This is a genomic window from Thermococcus indicus (assembly GCF_006274605.1).
Taxonomy (GTDB): Archaea; Methanobacteriota_B; Thermococci; order Thermococcales; family Thermococcaceae; genus Thermococcus; species Thermococcus indicus.
The window spans coordinates 670,674-688,588 of the sequence record NZ_CP040846.1 but is presented as its reverse complement, the minus strand read 5'-3'; the positions used below and the strand labels follow the sequence as shown (position 1 = coordinate 688,588).

General features: G+C 56.8%; 19 protein-coding genes and 2 tRNA genes. 13 read left to right on the top strand and 8 right to left on the bottom strand.

The window, feature by feature from the left end:
- The first annotated feature begins 24 nt into the window (after positions 1–24).
- From ppsA to upp, 5 genes are all read left to right on the top strand, one after another.
- Positions 25–2,376, top strand: a complete 2,352-nt coding sequence (gene ppsA / locus FH039_RS03765; protein ID WP_139680261.1) for a phosphoenolpyruvate synthase — start codon at positions 25–27, stop codon at positions 2,374–2,376.
- A gap of 133 nt (positions 2,377–2,509) precedes the next feature.
- A complete protein-coding gene (locus tag FH039_RS03760; protein ID WP_139680260.1) occupies positions 2,510–3,913 on the top strand; it encodes an MATE family efflux transporter in 1,404 nt (467 codons plus the stop codon).
- 33 nt (positions 3,914–3,946) lie between these two features.
- The gene (locus tag FH039_RS03755; RefSeq protein ID WP_240703269.1) at positions 3,947–4,795 is read left to right on the top strand and encodes a DUF2334 domain-containing protein; all 849 of its coding nucleotides are present in this window, start codon (positions 3,947–3,949) and stop codon (positions 4,793–4,795) included.
- 39 nt (positions 4,796–4,834) lie between these two features.
- Positions 4,835–6,268: an MATE family efflux transporter gene (locus FH039_RS03750; RefSeq protein ID WP_139681620.1), complete on the top strand. Its 1,434-nt coding sequence runs from the start codon at positions 4,835–4,837 to the stop codon at positions 6,266–6,268.
- A 69-nt stretch (positions 6,269–6,337) separates the two neighbouring features.
- Entirely contained in the window at positions 6,338–7,006 is a 669-nt protein-coding gene (gene upp / locus FH039_RS03745) for a uracil phosphoribosyltransferase (protein ID WP_139680259.1), read from the top strand.
- A 119-nt stretch (positions 7,007–7,125) separates the two neighbouring features.
- Here upp and FH039_RS03740 read toward each other — a convergent pair.
- Together FH039_RS03740 and FH039_RS03735 are read right to left on the bottom strand one after the other, a co-directional pair.
- A tRNA-Lys gene (locus FH039_RS03740) sits at positions 7,126–7,203 on the bottom strand.
- 121 nt (positions 7,204–7,324) lie between these two features.
- Positions 7,325–7,402: transfer RNA gene (locus FH039_RS03735), tRNA-Pro, on the bottom strand.
- A gap of 44 nt (positions 7,403–7,446) precedes the next feature.
- On the opposite strand from FH039_RS03735, the gene FH039_RS03730 reads away from it, so the two are divergent.
- From FH039_RS03730 to FH039_RS03715, 4 genes are all read left to right on the top strand, one after another.
- Positions 7,447–8,535 (top strand): glycosyltransferase, encoded by a 1,089-nt coding sequence (locus FH039_RS03730; RefSeq protein ID WP_240703268.1) that lies wholly within the window; start codon positions 7,447–7,449, stop codon positions 8,533–8,535.
- A gap of 96 nt (positions 8,536–8,631) precedes the next feature.
- Positions 8,632–9,345 (top strand): RAD55 family ATPase, encoded by a 714-nt coding sequence (locus tag FH039_RS03725; RefSeq protein WP_139680258.1) that lies wholly within the window; start codon positions 8,632–8,634, stop codon positions 9,343–9,345.
- 9 nt (positions 9,346–9,354) lie between these two features.
- Positions 9,355–9,786: a hypothetical protein gene (locus FH039_RS03720; protein WP_139680257.1), complete on the top strand. Its 432-nt coding sequence runs from the start codon at positions 9,355–9,357 to the stop codon at positions 9,784–9,786.
- Positions 9,783–11,471, top strand: a complete 1,689-nt coding sequence (locus FH039_RS03715; protein ID WP_139680256.1) for a DUF4910 domain-containing protein — start codon at positions 9,783–9,785, stop codon at positions 11,469–11,471. The genes FH039_RS03720 and FH039_RS03715 overlap by 4 nt, the downstream gene beginning before the upstream one ends.
- On the opposite strand, the gene FH039_RS03710 is transcribed toward FH039_RS03715, so the two are convergent.
- The gene (locus FH039_RS03710; RefSeq protein WP_139681618.1) at positions 11,468–11,812 is read right to left on the bottom strand and encodes a transcriptional regulator; all 345 of its coding nucleotides are present in this window, start codon (positions 11,810–11,812) and stop codon (positions 11,468–11,470) included. The two genes, FH039_RS03715 and FH039_RS03710, sit on opposite strands and share 4 nt — an antisense overlap.
- An 85-nt stretch (positions 11,813–11,897) precedes the next feature.
- Positions 11,898–12,548, bottom strand: a complete 651-nt coding sequence (locus FH039_RS03705; RefSeq protein WP_139680255.1) for a metallophosphoesterase — start codon at positions 12,546–12,548, stop codon at positions 11,898–11,900.
- Between the two features lie 504 nt (positions 12,549–13,052).
- Between FH039_RS03705 and FH039_RS03700 the strand changes: the two genes are divergently transcribed.
- The gene (locus FH039_RS03700; RefSeq protein ID WP_139680254.1) at positions 13,053–13,847 is read left to right on the top strand and encodes a nitrilase; all 795 of its coding nucleotides are present in this window, start codon (positions 13,053–13,055) and stop codon (positions 13,845–13,847) included.
- 230 nt (positions 13,848–14,077) lie between these two features.
- Entirely contained in the window at positions 14,078–14,467 is a 390-nt protein-coding gene (locus FH039_RS03695) for a multidrug transporter (RefSeq protein WP_240703267.1), read from the top strand.
- On the opposite strand, the gene FH039_RS03690 is transcribed toward FH039_RS03695, so the two are convergent.
- Positions 14,451–15,245 carry a methyltransferase domain-containing protein gene (locus FH039_RS03690; protein ID WP_139680253.1) on the bottom strand — a complete coding sequence of 265 codons (795 nt, stop codon included), beginning with the start codon at positions 15,243–15,245 and terminating at the stop codon, positions 14,451–14,453. The two genes, FH039_RS03695 and FH039_RS03690, sit on opposite strands and share 17 nt — an antisense overlap.
- 85 nt (positions 15,246–15,330) lie before the next feature.
- On the opposite strand from FH039_RS03690, the gene FH039_RS03685 reads away from it, so the two are divergent.
- Together FH039_RS03685 and FH039_RS03680 are read left to right on the top strand one after the other, a co-directional pair.
- Positions 15,331–16,041 (top strand): hypothetical protein, encoded by a 711-nt coding sequence (locus FH039_RS03685; RefSeq protein ID WP_139680252.1) that lies wholly within the window; start codon positions 15,331–15,333, stop codon positions 16,039–16,041.
- The gene (locus FH039_RS03680) at positions 16,025–16,417 is read left to right on the top strand and encodes an RNA polymerase sigma factor sigma-70 region 4 domain-containing protein (RefSeq protein WP_139680251.1); all 393 of its coding nucleotides are present in this window, start codon (positions 16,025–16,027) and stop codon (positions 16,415–16,417) included. The genes FH039_RS03685 and FH039_RS03680 overlap by 17 nt, the downstream gene beginning before the upstream one ends.
- Here FH039_RS03680 and FH039_RS03675 read toward each other — a convergent pair.
- The 3 genes from FH039_RS03675 to FH039_RS12330 form a co-directional block, all read right to left on the bottom strand.
- Positions 16,414–17,154 carry a hypothetical protein gene (locus tag FH039_RS03675; RefSeq protein WP_139680250.1) on the bottom strand — a complete coding sequence of 247 codons (741 nt, stop codon included), beginning with the start codon at positions 17,152–17,154 and terminating at the stop codon, positions 16,414–16,416. The two genes, FH039_RS03680 and FH039_RS03675, sit on opposite strands and share 4 nt — an antisense overlap.
- A 113-nt stretch (positions 17,155–17,267) precedes the next feature.
- Positions 17,268–17,627, bottom strand: a complete 360-nt coding sequence (locus tag FH039_RS03670) for a PadR family transcriptional regulator (protein WP_139681616.1) — start codon at positions 17,625–17,627, stop codon at positions 17,268–17,270.
- A 5-nt stretch (positions 17,628–17,632) separates the two neighbouring features.
- Entirely contained in the window at positions 17,633–17,908 is a 276-nt protein-coding gene (locus FH039_RS12330) for a hypothetical protein (RefSeq protein ID WP_240703266.1), read from the bottom strand.
- Positions 17,909–17,915: the final 7 nt, after the last annotated feature.

Genomic DNA, 17,915 nt, shown 5'->3' with positions numbered 1-17,915 from the left:
GTAAACGATTGTGGAGGGATTCGCATGAGCGAATACAAGTTTATAAGATGGTTTGAGGACCTCAGGAAGACCGACGTTCCCCTCGTCGGTGGAAAGGGTGCCAACCTCGGAGAAATGACCAACGCGGGAATACCCGTCCCGCCCGGATTCTGTGTTACCGCCGAGGCCTACAAGTACTTCGTCGAGAACGTTAAGCTTGAGGACGGTACCGTTCTCCAGGACTGGATTATGGGCGTCATCGCCGAGACCAACGTCGATGACAGCAAACAGCTCCAGGAGAACACCGCCAAGATCAGGCAGAAGATAATCGAGCTCCCGATGCTCCCCGAGATCGCCCAGGAGATTGAGGACGCCTACAAGAAGCTCAGCGCCAGGTACAACAAGGACGCCGTTTACGTCGCCGTTAGGAGCTCCGCTACCGCCGAGGACCTCCCGGAGGCTTCCTTCGCCGGCCAGCAGGAGACCTACCTCGACGTCTACGGCGTTGATGACGTTATAGACAAGGTCAAGAAGTGCTGGGCCAGCCTCTGGACCGCCAGGGCCACCTTCTACAGGGCCAAGCAGGGCTTCGACCACAGCAAGGTTTACCTCAGCGCCGTCGTCCAGAAGATGGTCAACAGCGAGACCAGCGGTGTTATGTTCACCGCCAACCCGGTCACCAACGACAGGAGCGAGATAATGATAAACGCCGCCTGGGGCCTCGGTGAGGCCGTCGTCAGCGGCAGCGTTTCCCCGGACGAGTACATCGTCGAGAAGGGCACCTGGAAGATAAAGGAGAAGTACATCGCCAAGAAGGAAGTCATGGTCGTCCGCAACCCGGAGACCGGCAAGGGCACCGTTTACGTCAAGGTCGCCGACCACCTCGGCCCCGAGTGGGTTGAGAAGCAGGTTCTCACCGAGGAGCAGATCATCGAGGTCGCCAAGATCGGTGCCAAGATCGAGGAGCACTACGGCTGGCCGCAGGACATCGAGTGGGCCTACGACAAGGACGACGGCAAGCTCTACATCGTCCAGTCCAGGCCGATCACCACCCTTAAGGATGAGGTTAAAACGGAGGAGGCTGAGATGACCGAGGAGATGAACGTCCTTCTCAAGGGTCTTGGAGCTTCACCCGGCGTTGGTGCCGGTAAGGTTGTCGTCATATTCGAGGCGAGCGAGATCGACAAGGTCAAGGAGGGCGACGTCCTCGTCACCACCATGACCAACCCGGACATGGTCCCGGCCATGAAGAGGGCCTCCGCTATAGTCACCGATGAGGGCGGAAGAACCTGCCACGCCGCCATCGTCAGCCGTGAGCTCGGCATCCCGGCCGTCGTCGGTACCAAGGAGGCCACCAAGCTCCTCAAGGACGGCATGCTCGTCACCGTCGACGGTACCAGGGGTGTCGTCTACGAGGGCATAGTCAAGAGCCTCGTCAAGAAGGAGGAGGAAGAGAAGGCTGGAGGCCAGGTCGTCGTTGCTGGTGCCCCGCTCGTCACCGCCACCGAGGTCAAGGTCAACGTCTCCATGCCGGAGGTCGCTGAGCGCGCCGCCGCCACCGGCGCCGACGGTGTCGGTCTCCTCAGGGCCGAGCACATGATCCTCGGCATCGGTGCCCACCCGATCAAGTTCATCAGGGAGGGCAAGGAGGAGGAGCTCGTCGAGAAGCTCGTCGAGGGCATCAGGACCGTCGTCGAGGCCTTCTACCCGAGGCGCGTCTGGTACAGGACCCTCGACGCTCCGACCAACGAGTTCCGCGAGCTTCCGGGCGGAGAGGAGGAGCCGGACGAGAGGAACCCGATGCTCGGCTGGAGAGGAATCAGGCGCGGTCTCGACCAGCCGGAGCTCCTCAGGGCCGAGTTCAAGGCCATCAAGAGGCTCGTCGACGAGGGCTACGACAACATCGGCGTCATGCTCCCGCTCGTCAGCCACCCGGAGCAGGTCAGGAAGGCCAAGGAGATCGCCCTTGAGGTCGGCCTCGTTCCGCACAAGGACGTCGAGTGGGGCGTCATGATCGAGACCCCGGCCAGCGCCCTCATCATCGAAGACCTCATCAAGGAGGGCCTTGACTTCGTCAGCTTCGGTACCAACGACCTCACCCAGTACACCCTCGCCATCGACAGGGACAACGAGCGCGTCTTCAAGCTCTACGACGAGAAGCACCCGGCCGTTCTCAAGCTCATCGAGAACGTCATCAAGGTCTGCAAGAAGCACGGCGTCGAGACCAGCATCTGCGGCCAGGCCGGCAGCGACCCGAGGATGGTCAAGCTCCTCGTCAGGCTCGGCATCGACAGCGTCAGCGCCAACCCGGACGCCGTCGAGCTCGTCAGGAAGACCGTCGCCAGGGAAGAGGCCAGGCTCAGGCTTGAGGCCGCCAGGAAGGCCCTCCGCGAGTGAAGCCTTCCACCCCTCTTTTCTATCTATTCGTTTTTGGTAGACGTTTTCTGAATCCGGATATCGCCGTTCTTCCATGGGCTGGCTCTTTTATCCACAATAAACTTTTTATACCAACGTTTCGATAGCCATCTCAATGAAGGGCGAAAGGATAGAGAGGATGCGGGACCAGATAGTTAGCGGACCGATAGTTAAAACGCTCATCCTGCTAGCCTATCCGCTAATCGTAAACCAGCTCGTTCAGGTACTGTACAATCTCACCGACACGTTCTGGCTGGGTAAGCTCGGAAGGGAGGAGCTTGCAGCACCTGGAACGGCGTGGCCTCTGGTGTGGTTTTTCATGGCACTGGGGATGGGCTTCGCAACGGCAGGCTTTGCCTTCGTCAGCCAGTACGTAGGGGCAAAGGAGTACGACAAGGCCAACCGTGCCGCTGGAGCGCTCTACTCCCTCATGATGCTCTTCGCGATTGGGGTTGGGGTATTCGGCGTGGTCTCCGCCCCGTACCTCCTCGGGTTTATGAACGTGAGCGATACAGTCTATCCCTACGCCCTCGACTACACCCGCGTCATATTCGCGGGAATACCTTTTTCCTTCACCCTCTTCGCCTTCAACTTCCTCCTAAGGGCTATAGGCGACACCAAAACGCCCGTCAAGATAAACATAGCCACCGTGCTTCTCAACCTGGTCCTGGATCCGTTCTTCATCTTCGGCTGGGCGGGCTTTCCGGAGCTGGGAGTCGTCGGTGCTGCCGTAGCCACGATGCTCTCCAACAGCCTTGGCTCCCTCGTTGGTGGATACCTCCTCTTCACGGGGAGGGTTGGCATACACCTCACCCGTGAGAGTCTCAAGCCGGACCCGGAGTTCTACAAGCGCATCTTCCGCGTGGGCATACCATCCAGTATAGGCTCCTCAACCACCGCCCTCGGCTTCGTCATACTCACCAGGATAATCTTCACCCTGGGCGGCCAGTTCGGAGACGCCGACGTGGCCTTTGCGACGTATTCGATAACCAACAGGCTCACCAACTTCATGTTCGCCTTCTCGGACGGAATAAGCATGGCCATGGGCACGATGGTCGGCCAGACTGTCGGTGCGAAGCTCTACGACAGGGCCAAAACCATAGCCGAGAGGACGATGGCGATAAACTTTGCCATCCTGAGCGTTGGGACGCTCCTCTTCGCCCTCTTCCGCGTCGAGATATTCAGCTTCTTCATCAACGACCCCGCGATAATAACGGAGAGTGCGAAGGTCGTCAAGTACTTCTCCGCATCGCTGCCCTTCTTCGGCATATTCTCGGCGGTAAACAACGTCTTCCAGAGTTCAGGACACACCAAGAAGAGCATGGTGCTGAGCATGCTCCGCCTCTGGGGGCTGAGGCTTCCCCTCAGCTACGGCCTTGGAATCCTCATGAAGGACACCGCCGGAATGTGGCTGGGGATGGGTCTGAGCAACGTTCTCGGCGCGGTTGTTGCGCTCGCCTGGTTCCTGACCGGGAGCTGGATGAGCCGCATCATCGAGGACCACTCCCCCGGACAGTAAACTTTTTATTATTCGGGTGCAGAGTATCACCCGGTGAACCCCTTGGGGACCAGGCACCTCGCCCTCATGCTCATCATCCTGGCCGTTCTGACGGTTATAGCCGGAAGCATCGCCCATAACGCTCCGTACACCCTACCCCGGGACGGGGGATTTTCCCACAGCACAAACCAAAGCGAGAGCACCTCGGGAATCACGGTCGGAAAAGAGGAACGGAAAACCCACAACGAGCGGCCATTAATCCTCGTCCACGACGTTACCCCATACTACTTCGATGACATCAGGCAGATTATAGCGGTTCTCGATGAGTACAACTACTCCAACAGGACGGTTCTTTTCGTGATTCCGGTCTTTGACACCACCCACTACGGGGACGAGTGGAGCCTCCTGGACCACCCAGATTTTGTGAACTATCTCCATGAACTTCAGCGGAGGGGCTACAGGGTGGAGCTCCACGGCTACGGGCACACCTACCACGAGTTCAACTGCTCCTACGAGACGGCGAACGAGAAGCTTGACAACGCCACAGCACTGTTGAGCTCCCTCGGGTTCGGCAACCTCACCCTTTTTCTCCCGCCCGCGTGGGCGCTCAACAACGAATCCCTCCGGGCCATTCTGGAGCACAACCTCACCGTTGTCATGCCCAACTGGCTCATACTCCCCAACGGAACCCGGCAGAGGATATGGAACCGTGAGTACACGTGGTACATAGGTGAGAACCAGGTGGACGACAGACTGTCCGTCGCCCTCCATGACTACAGGAAAGCATCTGAGGAGGGGATTCCTTTCTACCTCTCGGTTCATCCGGGAGTGGTCAACCATGGGGGTGGGCTTGACTTCCTGAGGACGTTTTTGAGGACAATCTGCGGCCAGGAAAAATCATAAACCTTTTATAGCAGCGTTTCGATTGCGGTCTGAGTGAAGATGAAGGGCGAGAAAATCCAGAGAATGAGGGACCAGATACTGAATGGCCCGATAGAGAAAACCCTCCTCATCCTCGCGGGACCGCTCATAGTAAACAACCTGGTTCAGGTGGTGTACAACATAACGGACACCTTCTGGCTGGGGAAGCTCGGCAGGGAAGCCTTATCCGCCCCCGGAACCGTGTGGCCGATAATAGGCACTTTGATGGCCCTCGGGATGGGCTTCACAACCGCTGGCTTCGCCTTCGTCGGTCAGTACATTGGAGCGGAAGAGTACGACAAGGCCAACCGCTCCGCGGGGGCGCTCTACTCACTCATGACGTTCTTCTCGGTCGCGACGGCTGTGACAGCCCTCCTGATCCTCCCCTACGCCCTCCACTTTATGCGCGTGAGCGAGAACGTGTACCCCTACTCCCTGACCTACGCCACCATAGTTTTCCTTGGACTGCCGTTCTCCTTCGCGTTCATGGCCTTTGGTGCCCTCATGAGGGCCGCGGGCGACACAAAGACGCCCGTCAAGATAACGCTCCTCACCGTGCTGATAAACATAGCCCTGGACCCCCTCTTCATCTTCGGCTGGCTGGGCTTCCCTGAGCTCGGCGTGGCCGGGGTGGCGCTGGCGACCGTCATAGCCAACGTCGTCGGAGCGGCCATTGGACTCTACCTCCTCTTCACGGACCGCGTTGGAATAAGCCTGAGCCTCGAAAGCCTCAGGCCGGACTTCGAATTTTACGGAAAGCTCTTCAGAGTCGGCCTCCCCTCGAGTATAGGCCAGTCCGCAAACAGCTTCGGCTTCGTTATACTCACGAGAATCATCTTCGGCTTTGGCGACGTTACCTACGCGGCCTACACCATAACCACCCGCCTTGTGAACTTCCTGACGGGCATATCGAGGGGTATAAGCATGGCGATGGGAACCATGATAGCCCAGAACGTCGGGGCGGAGAACTACGGGAGGGCAAAGAAGATAGCGGAGAGGACGATGGTAATAAACTTTACCATAGCGAGCCTCGCGGTTCTTGTGATAGGTGCCTTCCGAGTAGAGATATTCCGATTCTTCCTTAACGATCCAGCGGTCATCAGAGAGAGCGCGGTGGTTCTCAAGTACTTCCTGATCTCCGTGCCATTCTTCAACGGCATCTTCATAGTCGTGAACAGAACCTTCAGCTCCGCAGGCCATACCAAGAAGAGTATGGCCCTTGGAATATTCCGCCTCTGGGGACTGAGGATTCCCCTCAGCTACGCCTTCGGTTACATAGGGGCCATCACAGTCCTGGGAATCACGATACCTCTCGCGGAGCTCTTCGACTTCACGAGCAAAGGTGTGTTCTTCGGCATGGGAATGAGCAACTTCATAGCGGCGATAGTGGCCCTTGCCTGGTTCCTGCGCGGCACCTGGATGATGCGCATCATCGAGGATCAGTCAAAAAACTGATACATTATGGGGTTGAATTGGCAGACGGAAGCCTAATAAACCCCCCACCGAAGGGGTTTCGGTGAGAGCATGAAGAGGGACGGACGCTGGGAAGGTGTTTACTCCTTTGAGGACAGCCCCTTCATCATGGAGATACTGACGGAGCTCAGGGACGAGAGAACCGGGCCGATAGCCTTCAGGAAGGGCCTCGTCAAGCTCGGCCGCTACATGGCCTACGAGCTGACGAAGACCATGGAAATCGAGAAGGTCCCCATAAAGACCCCGCTCGAAGAAACCGAGGGAACGCTGATAAAGGACAGGCGCAACGTCATCATAATCACGGTTCTCCGCGCGGCCATACCCCTCATGGAGGGCCTCATCAAGGTTCTCGACCACTCCAGGGTCGGCATCGTATCCGCCTCCCGCGGCAAGGCCCCCAAGTTCGAGATAGAGATGAAGTACGTTAAGGTACCCCAGGTAAAGCCGGACGACACGGTTATCATAGCCGACCCCATGATAGCGACCGGCTCAACCCTCATCAAGGTTCTCGAGGAGGTCAAGAAGTACGGGGATGCCAAGCGCTACGTCATAGTTGGCGTTCTGGCAGCGCCGGAGGGGATAAGCAGAATAAAGGAGGCCCACCCGGACGTTGAGATATTCGTGGCCGCGATAGACAGGGAGCTGAACGAGAAGGGCTACATACTCCCGGGCCTAGGCGATGCCGGTGACAGGGCCTTCGGTGCGCCGATCAGGATTTGAACCGCCCTTAATCCTTTTCTTGGTTTGGATAGTAGCACTCTTTTAGGTATAAATCAAATGAACACAGAAGAACCCCAGTAGATGAAGCGATGGCAGAAATGCGTTTAATGAATTTGGGCTGGCGGGCCGGACGGGATTCGAACCCGCGGCCACGGGGTTAAAAGCCCCGCGCTCTAACCAGGCTGAGCTACCGGCCCACGTCCGATGGGATAACCGCAGAGGGGTTTTATAAGCTTTGCCCTGCAACCCAACCTTCGCAAAGTTTTGCAACATGCTTCCTTCTCCGAAGTGAAACACCAACTAGAAGACATTGGAATCTGGTGGGGCCGCCGAGATTCGAACTCGGGTCCCCGGCTCCCGAAGCCGGAAGGATAGGCCAAGCTACCCCACGGCCCCACTGCCCGCTCTTAAGGACTTCGCAGTGTTTATAAAGTTTACGGATGTATTCAGGTGCACCGGAGGGAAGGGCGGTGAAGGTTTCTGTAATCATCCCGACGTACAATGAGAGGGACAACCTTGCGGAGCTTTTTGAAAGGATAAACCAGGTGCTTAAGGATTACGAGTATGAAATCATCGTCGTTGATGACGACTCCCCCGATGGGACCTGGGAGTTCGCCAGGAGCCTGGCGGCAAAGTACCCTGTGAAAGTTATCCGCAGGACGGAGGAAAAGGGACTCTCCTCCGCGGTTATCAGAGGTTTCAAAGAAGCCGCCGGCGACGTCTTCGTCGTTATGGACGCTGACCTGCAACACCCTCCTGAGGTTATCCCGGAGCTTCTAAACGCCATTGAAAAAGGAGCCGACGTTGCCATAGCGAGCAGGTACGTTCCAGGCGGCGGTGTTAGGAACTGGTATTGGTACCGGAAGATCATATCAAAGGGCGCGATAATGATAGGGCGCCTGGCGCTTCCAAAGATAAGGGACGTTAAGGACCCGGTGAGCGGCTTTTTCGCCCTCAGGAGAGAGGTCCTTGAGGGGGCCGAGCTCAACCCGATAGGCTTCAAAATACTCATGGAGATTCTCATAAAGGGCAGATACAGGGAAGTCCAGGAGGTTCCCTTCACCTTTGGCCTGAGGCACGCCGGCGAGAGCAAACTGGGAACGAAGACCATGGTGAATTACCTCAAGCATGTTTACAGGCTCATGCGCTGGGAGGGCGAGCTTGACCGGCTCATCAAGTTCACCCTCGTCGGTCTCTCAGGCGTCGTGGTGAACGAGGGCTTTCTGTGGGCCTTTGTGAACTTCCTCGGCTGGGACAAGATACTCTCCAACATCCCGGCGACCGAACTGGCGATACTCAACAACTTCACCTGGAACGACCTCTGGACCTTCAGGGACCTCAAGAGAAAGCCCCTCTGGAGGAGGCTCGCCACCTTCCACGTCGCCGCACTCACGGGTGCAGTTGTGCAGTGGACCATCTACGCGGGTCTTGTCTATCTGGGCATGCATTACCTCATCGCAAACCTCATCGGCATAGTGGTTTCCTTCATCGTCCGCTTCCTCGTTAACCGGCACGTGACTTGGGGCTGAGCTTGTGGCGATTGCAAGGGTTTGTTCTTTTTCCAATTTAGCTGCCCACATGCTTAAATATATCCTCAGTTTATTACACAGCGGGAGGTGAGTCCGATGTACGTTGGTGAGCTCCTTAAGAGCCTCGACAGGGCCCCATCCGGTGTCCCGGGACTGGATGATCTAATCGGGGGAGGGTTTCTTCCGGGGCGGGTTTACCTCGTTGTCGGCCCCCCCGGTAGCGGTAAGACAACCCTGGGTATCCAGTTCCTGATGAGCGGGGTGAAAAACGGGGAGAAGGGTCTCTTCGTGTCTCTGTTTGAGAATCCCAAGCTCATAACTCAAGATATGCTCCGCTACAACTTCGGGCTGCTCGGCCATGTACAGGCCGGGAAGATTGTTTTCAACGACTTTGGACAGATTCTGTTCGGGGCGGGCAGAAAGTTCGCCTGGGACGAACTCATAAAGTACCTGCTGGAGATAATCCGCAAAGAGGAAGCGAAGCGGGTCGTCATAGATTCATTCAACTCACTGGAGTACTCAGTGGTGGATCCTGAGAACAAGAGGATGGCGCTGGGCAAGCTCATGCGCAAGCTTCATGAACTCGACGTAACAACACTCATAACCTCGGAGATGATGAGCTCCGAGAGCTACACCGACGAGTATTATCTCACAGATGGTGTTATCGTCCTTCACCACTTCATGCGCAACTTCCAGATGGTGCGGGCGCTGCAGGTTCTCAAAATGCGTGGGGTTCCCCACGACAGCAACCTGAAAAGAATACGCTTTACGGAGGAGGGCATCAGGGTTTACCCGGAGGCCCCGTTCTGAGGTGGTACCATGGGGAAGCAGGATGCAAAACGGCTCGTGAAAGAGGCCTACGAGTTCGGGTACTTCGTGGGGTACAAGGGGCACAGTGACTGGGCGGAATGGGTAAGGAGCACAAAGGAGGATCTGTACGCTCGCGCTGAGGAACTGGGCGTGTACCAGCTGGTCAAGGAAGCATATGGCAGGGGCAGGGTTGAAGGTGCCAAAAGGCGCGAGGAGGAGATACACTTAAGTCTCATTGAGAAGGGCAGGATCGAGGGTGAGCGGGAAGAAAAACCCCTTAAGCCCGCCCCTCCGGAGGAAGAGCGCACCGAAGAGGAAAGGATGCGCGTTGAGTTCGCCAGATTCATTGAAACGACGCGGATTCTCATGCCCCCCGACCTGCTTGACAGCCTGAGGTTTGTTAAACCTCCCAAAATGCTCCATCTGGGTGATAAGGAATGAGATGTTTCCTGAAGGAAGCCGGGGTTTTTGATCCGAACAACGTGCTGCACTACATCGCTGAGATAAGCCAGTTCCACCGCATACAGGGCTCGAAGGAGCTCCCTGAGGCGGTCCGCTTCATACTGGAGGAACTCCGCATCTGGGGGGTTGAAGCGAACCTCTACGAAGAAGTCTACGACGGTGAGAGCAGGTACCTGACGCTCAAGTCGCCGATAGCCTGGGACGTCGTTAGGGGTGCCGTTGAGGCTCTCGGCAGGACCCTGACCACAGCGGACACTCTCCTGGTGGTCATGGCCCACTCCCCCGGCGGGAGTGCCGAGGGGGAGGTTGTCCACGTTGTCCGGGAGGAGGACTGGGAAAAAGCACGGGGCAGGATAGTCCTCGTGGGACGCGAGTGGAGGGAAGCATACCGCAGGGCCAACGAGGTGGGGGCGGTCGGCTTCATAGCTTACCGTGAGGGTACCGGGGAAGAGGTGCCCTACATAGGGCTCTTCCTCACGAAGGACGACCTTGAATGGGCCAGGATTCCCGCGGTGGCCGTCCCCGAGACCCTGGCCAGGGAGATCATCGGAAAGCTGAACTCCGGGGAGAGCGTGAGTGCGAGGATTGAGGTTGAGACGGTTATAAACGAGCGCCAGGTCCTTCCGATCCTCTACGCTGAAATTGGGAGGCCGCCGTTCCTTCTGTTCACCGCTCACATCTGTCACCCGAAGCCCGGAGCCAACGACAACGCGAGCGGCAGCGCGATGCTGATGGAGCTGGCGCGCGTTCTGTCCCGTCTCTACGACGATTCATTCCGCTTTGGCTTCGCGTTTCTCTGGGTTCCGGAGTACTACGGAACGCAGGCCTTCATCGAGCGCCACGCCAACCTAGAAAAGTACTACGCGGCCATAAACCTCGACATGGTTGCAGGCAGTCCGGACAGGGCCGGCTCGACGATAATGCTGGTGAGAACGCCCGTCTCCCGTTTCTCTGTGATCTCTGGGATACTCGAGTACTACCTAGACCTGGCGAACGAGGCCGGAAAAAGCTTCTCAGGAAGCCCACTGCCCAGGCTCAGACTGAAGAGCTTCCCGTACGAGATGGGCAGCGACCACGATATCTTCAACTTCTTCGGAATCCCGGGGACGATGCCCATAACCTGGCCGGACCGCTTCTACCACTCCAGCGGGGACACCATCGACAAGGTCAGCAGGGAGAGCGTTGAGGTCATCGGGAGGGCCGTCCTCGCGACCGCCCTGGCCCTTGCGAAGGGTGATGGGGAGGAGCTCCAGCGCTTTGCCCGTGGATACGCCATGAAATACCTTGGTGAGCTGTCGAGGGAGAGAAAAACTGACGAGGTTGAGCGCCTCGTGATGACCGGCCTCGCCAGGGACTCGCGGTTCCTGGGCATTGAGAGCGGCCACAGGTTTGAGCCGGAGCCCTGGCTGAGATGGAAGGTCAGGGGATTACTGTCGGAGCGCCTCATAAGGGAGGCCGATGAAAAGCTCGCCGAGGAATTCGGTTCACTGACCCGGGACCGGCGGGTTCTGGTGCATCTCCATGAACTGCTGATGCTCGCGGAACTACTTCCCAGGGAGCGGGCCTTTGAGGCGCTCAGGGAGGAATACGGGGAAATCGATGAAGAAAAGCTGGAAAAGCTCGTGGGAATCCTTGAGGCAGCGGGGATCGTGGAGCGGGCTTAGTTCCTGCTGGATTTGGAGCCGCTTTTCAGCTCCTGCTCCAGCTCGTTTATTCTCTTTACGAGGCTTTGCTTGATGTTTTCGAGGACCTCGCTCGGGGAAACGGCGCTGTACGTGTAGCCGAGCCAGCCCTGCTCGATGAGGGTTCTCCTCAGAATGCCCCTCCTGTAGAGGCTGAGAACGTGCTCCCTGACCGAGCGTTCGCTTATCCCGAGCTCCCTCTGTATCTCGGTTATCCTCATAGGCTCCTTCTTGTCGAGCAGAAGCCGGTAAATCCTCAGCTCGGTCTTTTTAACCCCAAGGGAACGAAGCAGCGCCTCAAGCTTTTCGTAGACATCACTCATCCCGCTCACCTGACAATCCCACTTTCCCACTTATGAAGGATTATTTTCATACGGGTTATAAACTTTGCCCGCGATGTTTGGAGCATCATCGGAGGTCCACCCTGCCCAGGTAAATTCCCTCCGGGAGGAACAGCTCCACCGAGTCAACCCCTCTCAGAAACGGCACCATCCTTATCCCCTCCCCCACGTTGAAGCCCTCTATGAACGGGTTTATCGTTGGCAGTATGAGGAACCTTCCGGAGCGGACGAAGACCTTTATCTTCCTCGAAACGCCGCCCCTTTTGAGGGTGTACGCGGGATGGATGTGGCCCAGGTACGCTTCCTCGAACTCTACCCCCGGCAGTCCTGTGTGGCCGTGGAGGAAGAGCCTGTCGTCCACCAGCAGGTGGTCGGTCACCTCGACGTGGGGGAACTTCCCGGCGACCTCCTCTATCCTCCCGTCATGGTTTCCCTTCGTTATGACTGTCGGGATTCCCCTGAGGCTCGAGAAAAAGCCCATAAGGAGGCGTTTCACCGTGAAGCTCAGGCCTATTGGCTCCTTCAGGTCGCCGAGGATTATGAGAAGGTCAGGATCCATTCCGGCGATGAACTCCGCCAGGTGCTCCTCGAAGCGCGTTCTTACCCTCAGCCCGCGTGACAGCTCGAAACCTATGTGGGGGTCGGCAATAAGAAGCGTCCTCCCGCGGGAGGTCTCAATCTCCAGTGAGAGGCTCTCGAAGTCCTTAAAAGAGTACATGGGACCACCGAAAACGGTGGAGAAAAGGAGGAGCATCAGATGAGTCCGCGCTCCTTCCTGCGCTGCCTCTTGAGTCTCCTGACCCTCTTCTTGATCCACTTCCACCTCATTCTTCCCTTCTTCTTCCACTTCCTCGGGCGCCTCTTCATGATCATCACCCCTGAGTTTCTCTCAGGGGTTAGCTCCGGAGGTTCCTTTTTAAGCTTTTCCGTGGGGAAGGGTAGGTACTTTTCGTACGGCTGAAAAGGTTCATGGACACCCGTAAGCGGGGAAAACGGAACGGGAGAGCGGGTTTCCGGTTCTTCAATTTCTCGCATGTTTGCATCCTTGTTATGGCAAGCGGGGAGTTTAAAATGGTTGCCAGTATGTATGCGTTGCCTTCAATATCGCAATCCTGTTTTGGTACCGTTTGGGGTGAGTTACATACTGTTGCTGCGACATGCTTCCCGGAAATCCACCCGCTAACCTTATCAACTCCTCAACCAAACACCGAACGGTGATGGCATGAAGGTGGCCTACGTTCAGATGGAACCTGTTTTTCTGGAACCGGAGGCGAACTACTCGAAAGCCGAGGAGCTTATACGTGCCGCGGCCGACGAAGGTGCAGAGCTGGTCGTCCTTCCGGAGCTCTTTGACACGGGCTACAACTTCAGGAGCAGGGAGGAGGTTCTGGAAGTCGCGGGTCAGATACCCGACGGACCCACGACCCAGTTCCTCATGGAGCTCTCCAGAGAGCTCGGGGTCTTCATAGTCGCGGGGACCGCGGAGAAGGACGAGAGGGGGAGGCTGTACAATTCCGCGGTCGTTACCGGCCCACTAGGCAGCGGATATATAGGCAAATACCGCAAGGTTCACCTCTTCTACCGTGAGAAGCTCTTCTTCGAGCCGGGGGATCTGGGCTTTCATGTTTTCAACCTCGGGATCGCAAAGGTCGGCGTCATGATATGCTTCGACTGGTTCTTCCCGGAGTCCGCGAGAACGCTCGCCCTCAAGGGGGCCGACATCATAGCCCACCCCAGCAACCTGGTGATGCCCTACGCTCCCAGGGCGATGCCTATACGGGCCCTGGAGAACCGTGTCTACACGATAACCGCCAACAGGATCGGCGAGGAGTTTGGACTGAGGTTCATCGGGAAGAGCACGATAGCATCGCCGAGGGCCGAAGTGCTGGCGATGGGGAGCGAGGATGAGGAGGAGGCGACCGTTGTCGAGATAGACCTCGGGATGGCAAGGAACAAGAAGCTCAACGAGATGAACGACGTCTTCAGGGACAGGCGCCCCGAGCACTACGCCCTGTGATTACATCTCCCTTTTCTTCCGTATTTGTATGCTGCATCATCGTACTGTTCTGATCACAAAACCCCATTTTTTGGAAAGTGACCAATATATCTGCTAGCGGGTTCGGGATTTTCCAGTGGTGGGGCGGTGTATGTTGGAGATTTTGCATAAATGGGGCTCTGTGGGGGCTCCGCTTTCTGTTTGGAGGCCGGTTTCGAAAGGGTTTTAAGAACAAAAGCCGTAGGACAGTAATGGTGACGAAAATCAGGGGCTACATCCCTGTGGGGGTTCTCCTGCTGGTGGTACTGGGCGTGGGACTGGTCGCCAATGCCGCGGTGTTACTGCCCGGCGCATCGTATCAGAGGGGCTACTTTGGAGCAGGCGCACTTCAGGCCGAGCGGCTTCCCGCGGGCTCCCACGTGACGGGGCACGTGAGGGCGGAGCACCCTTTCTCCGTCTACATCGTCACCTCCGAATCCGGCTACTTTGAGAACGTCACCGCTGGCAGCGTCGTCCTCCGCTGGGAGAACGTGACGGAGGTTAACCTGAACCTCACCACCTCGGAGGGGGCCCAGTATCTCGTCGTAAAGAATGGGAACACGGGACAGGAGATAGAGATAGCGTTCAGCGCGGACCGCTGAAGTCATCGAGGACGAGCGCGGCGATGTCCTTTCTTGGACGTTTGAAGTAGAGGACGTCCCCCACGCGCGTGAATCCGTGCTCCCCCGGCCGTATCAGTCTGGCCTCCCCAAAGAATATCCGCCCGATCGCCAGCTGGGTCGCCAGGTCCCAGTGGTGGAAGTCGAACTCGCCCACCTTTTTGAAGCCCGGCAGCAGGTAATATGTCCTTTTGAACGTCCCCCTTCTGACGTCGTATCCCTCGTGGACGGAGGCGAGGGTGTGGTCTTCTCCCTTGCTCTCGACGAAGAACTCCTTGTAGCCGATGCCGTATAATATCCTGTAAACCCTGTCGGTGTCCTCGATGAGGAAAACTCCGTCCTCGCTCAGCGCTAAGGCAACGTTGGCGAATATCCTCACCGCATCGAAGGGATCGAAGTGTATCATAGTGTTGCCGAAGAGGAGCGCGACCTCGTGCTCTCCAACGAGTTTCGCCGCTTCCCTCACGTCCCCGCGAACCTTCGCCGGGGCGATGTCCAGTCCGGCAAGTTCAATCCACTCGTGAACCCGCTCCAAATCCTCGGCCCTGGCGTCGAGGAGGGTTAGCTTTTTGGCGTTCGTTGCCTTTGCCGCCGCGGTTCCGACTATGCCGGTACCGGCGCACAGGTCAAGGATCCTTCCCCCTCTGGGAAGCTCCAGCTTTTCAAAGAACTCCGCCAGTTCCCTGAACCTTTTTCTCGCCCCCTCATTGCCCGGCTCCATATACCCCCTAGCATAGCGGTACAGCTCCTCAAGGGACATGGCATCACCACGGATAGAAATGCATGAAATTATTTAAATGCATCGAAAGGCTTAAATATTTTGTCAACCTACATTGGTTGACAAGGTGGTGATGATGAAACTGAGGGGAGCAACCCCAATGAACACGTCGGGGCCACAGTTGCTTTTGCTGGCCTTGGGATTCGTGTTCTTTGTAGTCGCACCCTTGGTTTTGGAAACCTTTTGGGTTGGCATTGCAGGTTGGCTGTTCCTTGCGATGTCATGGGGAACATCCGTTGAGATTGAAGACGGAGTCCTTAGGCTTCGGTATCTCTTCGGACGAATGAGCCGAGAAATCCACTTGGATGAGATAGAAGAAGTCAAGGTAATCCGCAGGTTAAGGGCCACTTCGCTTGCCGGGGAGTTCCCCCCGTTTTTCCTGCTTGTGCTATCGACGGCATGCTTTTCCATCCTTGTTGTGCTGACCCATCCAAGCAGAGATTACACAGGTTACACTGTCCTATTTTTGGTTTCTTTTGTGTATCTCCTGCTCCTCATCCTGCCCTTTGAAAACGAGTCCATTGGCATGGCGCTTTTGGCTCTGCCTATGATTCTTGGCTTTCTCCTGTGGCTGGTAGTGCCCGCTGCCGTTGACTTTGCCATGGTTGTTGCAGTTGAGATTGCACTGGTTTTCACGTATCTCAACCACTATGTGAAGGATTACGTCGTTTTGAGAACCTCGCGGGGAAAGTTTTTGATATCCTTTGACGACCAGGATACCTTGGATGTTTTCCTAAAATCACTTGGGGGGAGTGACTTCAATGTTCAAACTTCCTGAAGGCATGGAGAGAGTCTGGCTGATGAGGGCCAGGGGAATGCGCGAGGTCGAGATAGCTGAAGCCCTGGGAATCTCACGCCAGGCCGTGAACAAGGCCCTGAGAGATGCCCGAATGAAGCTTTTTGAGGCCTTTTTAGGTCTCGCAGAGGTTTTCTCCTGGGAAATCGCGAGGGTGAACGCAGAGAAAGGCTTCATGGTCGCGAGGGGGAGGTGCCCCGATAAGACCGTTAGAGTTTACGTCTTATACTTCCCGGGTAAGGGGGTAAGGGCATTCTTCGGGGAGAATCTGCCCGACTACGTGCTTGAGCACGCCGTTGAGGTGGGAATAATCAGAAAGCCCGATAGGAAGGAGCTGATAAAGGCCCTTGAAAGCTAATAGTAACCCTCCTCATATGCTCCGGTTAGGGCCGTGAATGCTGCGTAGAAGATAACACCGAGTGAGATTATGAGAAGGAATACGATGCCAAGCGGACCCAGTTCGTAACCGAGTGCCGCTAAGGCAACCTCCGCCGTTATTAAACCTGAGACAATGGTCAGCGCCCTTGCGAACTTCCGCGCCATGATTCCGGAGAAACCGGGCGCCAGCTGGAAAACCAGCGGACGAGATGCGAGAACCGTCAGTGCAAGGAGCAGAAGGAGCGCCCCACCGAGGATTAGTGTGGTTTCCTTTGAAACGCTTCCCGTTGTGGAGAAAAGCGCAAAAATCCCGAGAAACACCGCCTGGAGACCAATGTATACCTTTAGATCGGGAGGCTCTATCTTTCTCCCCGGTCCTTTGGGGACTTCCTTCGAGAGCTCCTCAAGCTCGTACTCGCGCTTTGCAGTCAGATAGGCGAGGAATATGGTTGTCCCAAGGCCCAGGAGCAGGACAACCGCCAGCCATGCGAACGTCAGAAACGGGGAGAGGATTATAAGAAACACCCCGGTGAGAATAGTTCCAATCCCTGAAACGCGGTTGGCTTTTCTCCTTGCCCTCTCCGAAATATAGGTGTAGCCTATTCTGAACCCTATTCCAGGCTCACCCTTTGAGGTGAGGGTAAGAACTCCCGCGGCGATTATGCCGAGGCCGATGAAGGCCGCCCAGAGGATTCTGAGGAGCTCATACCCGCCCATTCACGCCACCTGTAATCATGCGGTAAATCCCTATGAGAACGGCGGCTATAAGGAGAACCCCACAGCGCCTTTCATCCTCCTGAGATTGAGGGCAGACCCCTCCCTCGTGCCCATCACCCATCGCCCTCCATCCTCTCAAGCGTCTCCATTATCGCGCCTATCTCCATCCTCAGCTCGCTCAGCACTTCCCTGCCCAGCTTCGTCAGGGAATAGTACTTCCTCGGCCTCCCCCCGACCTCCGCCCAGGTGTCCTGGACAAGCCCGCTCTTCCTGAGGCTCTTGAGGATGTCGTAGAGTGCCCCCTCACTTGGGACTATCCTGCCGTCGCTGAGCTCCTCCAGTCTTTTCCGTATTGCGTAGCCGTGGAGCTCTTCCTCCCTCTCCAGGAGCAGGAGCACCAGGTACGAGTAGAGCCCGGAGCGGAGGTCCTTTCTCAGCTTCTTGAGGGCTTTCTCCTTCCTGTCCACCAGCACGTCGCTCACCACAGGGCTTCCTCTTCCTTCGGGAGCTCGACCTTTGCCTTTGGAATAGTGTAGTACAGCAATCCCAGTGCGGCGAGGGCGGTTATAAACTCTACCGCGTACATTACCGGCTCGCTTTTCGTGAGCTGGTAATAGGCTGCCATTGAGTCCATAGCGGTGTGGATTCCTATCACCGCCAGAAGGCCGCTCTTTCCGAATCCCTCCCTGTAGGCGTACGCGAGGTATATCCCGGTTCCGACGTGGAAGAGGACGACGAAGTAGCGTTCCACCATCGAGAGC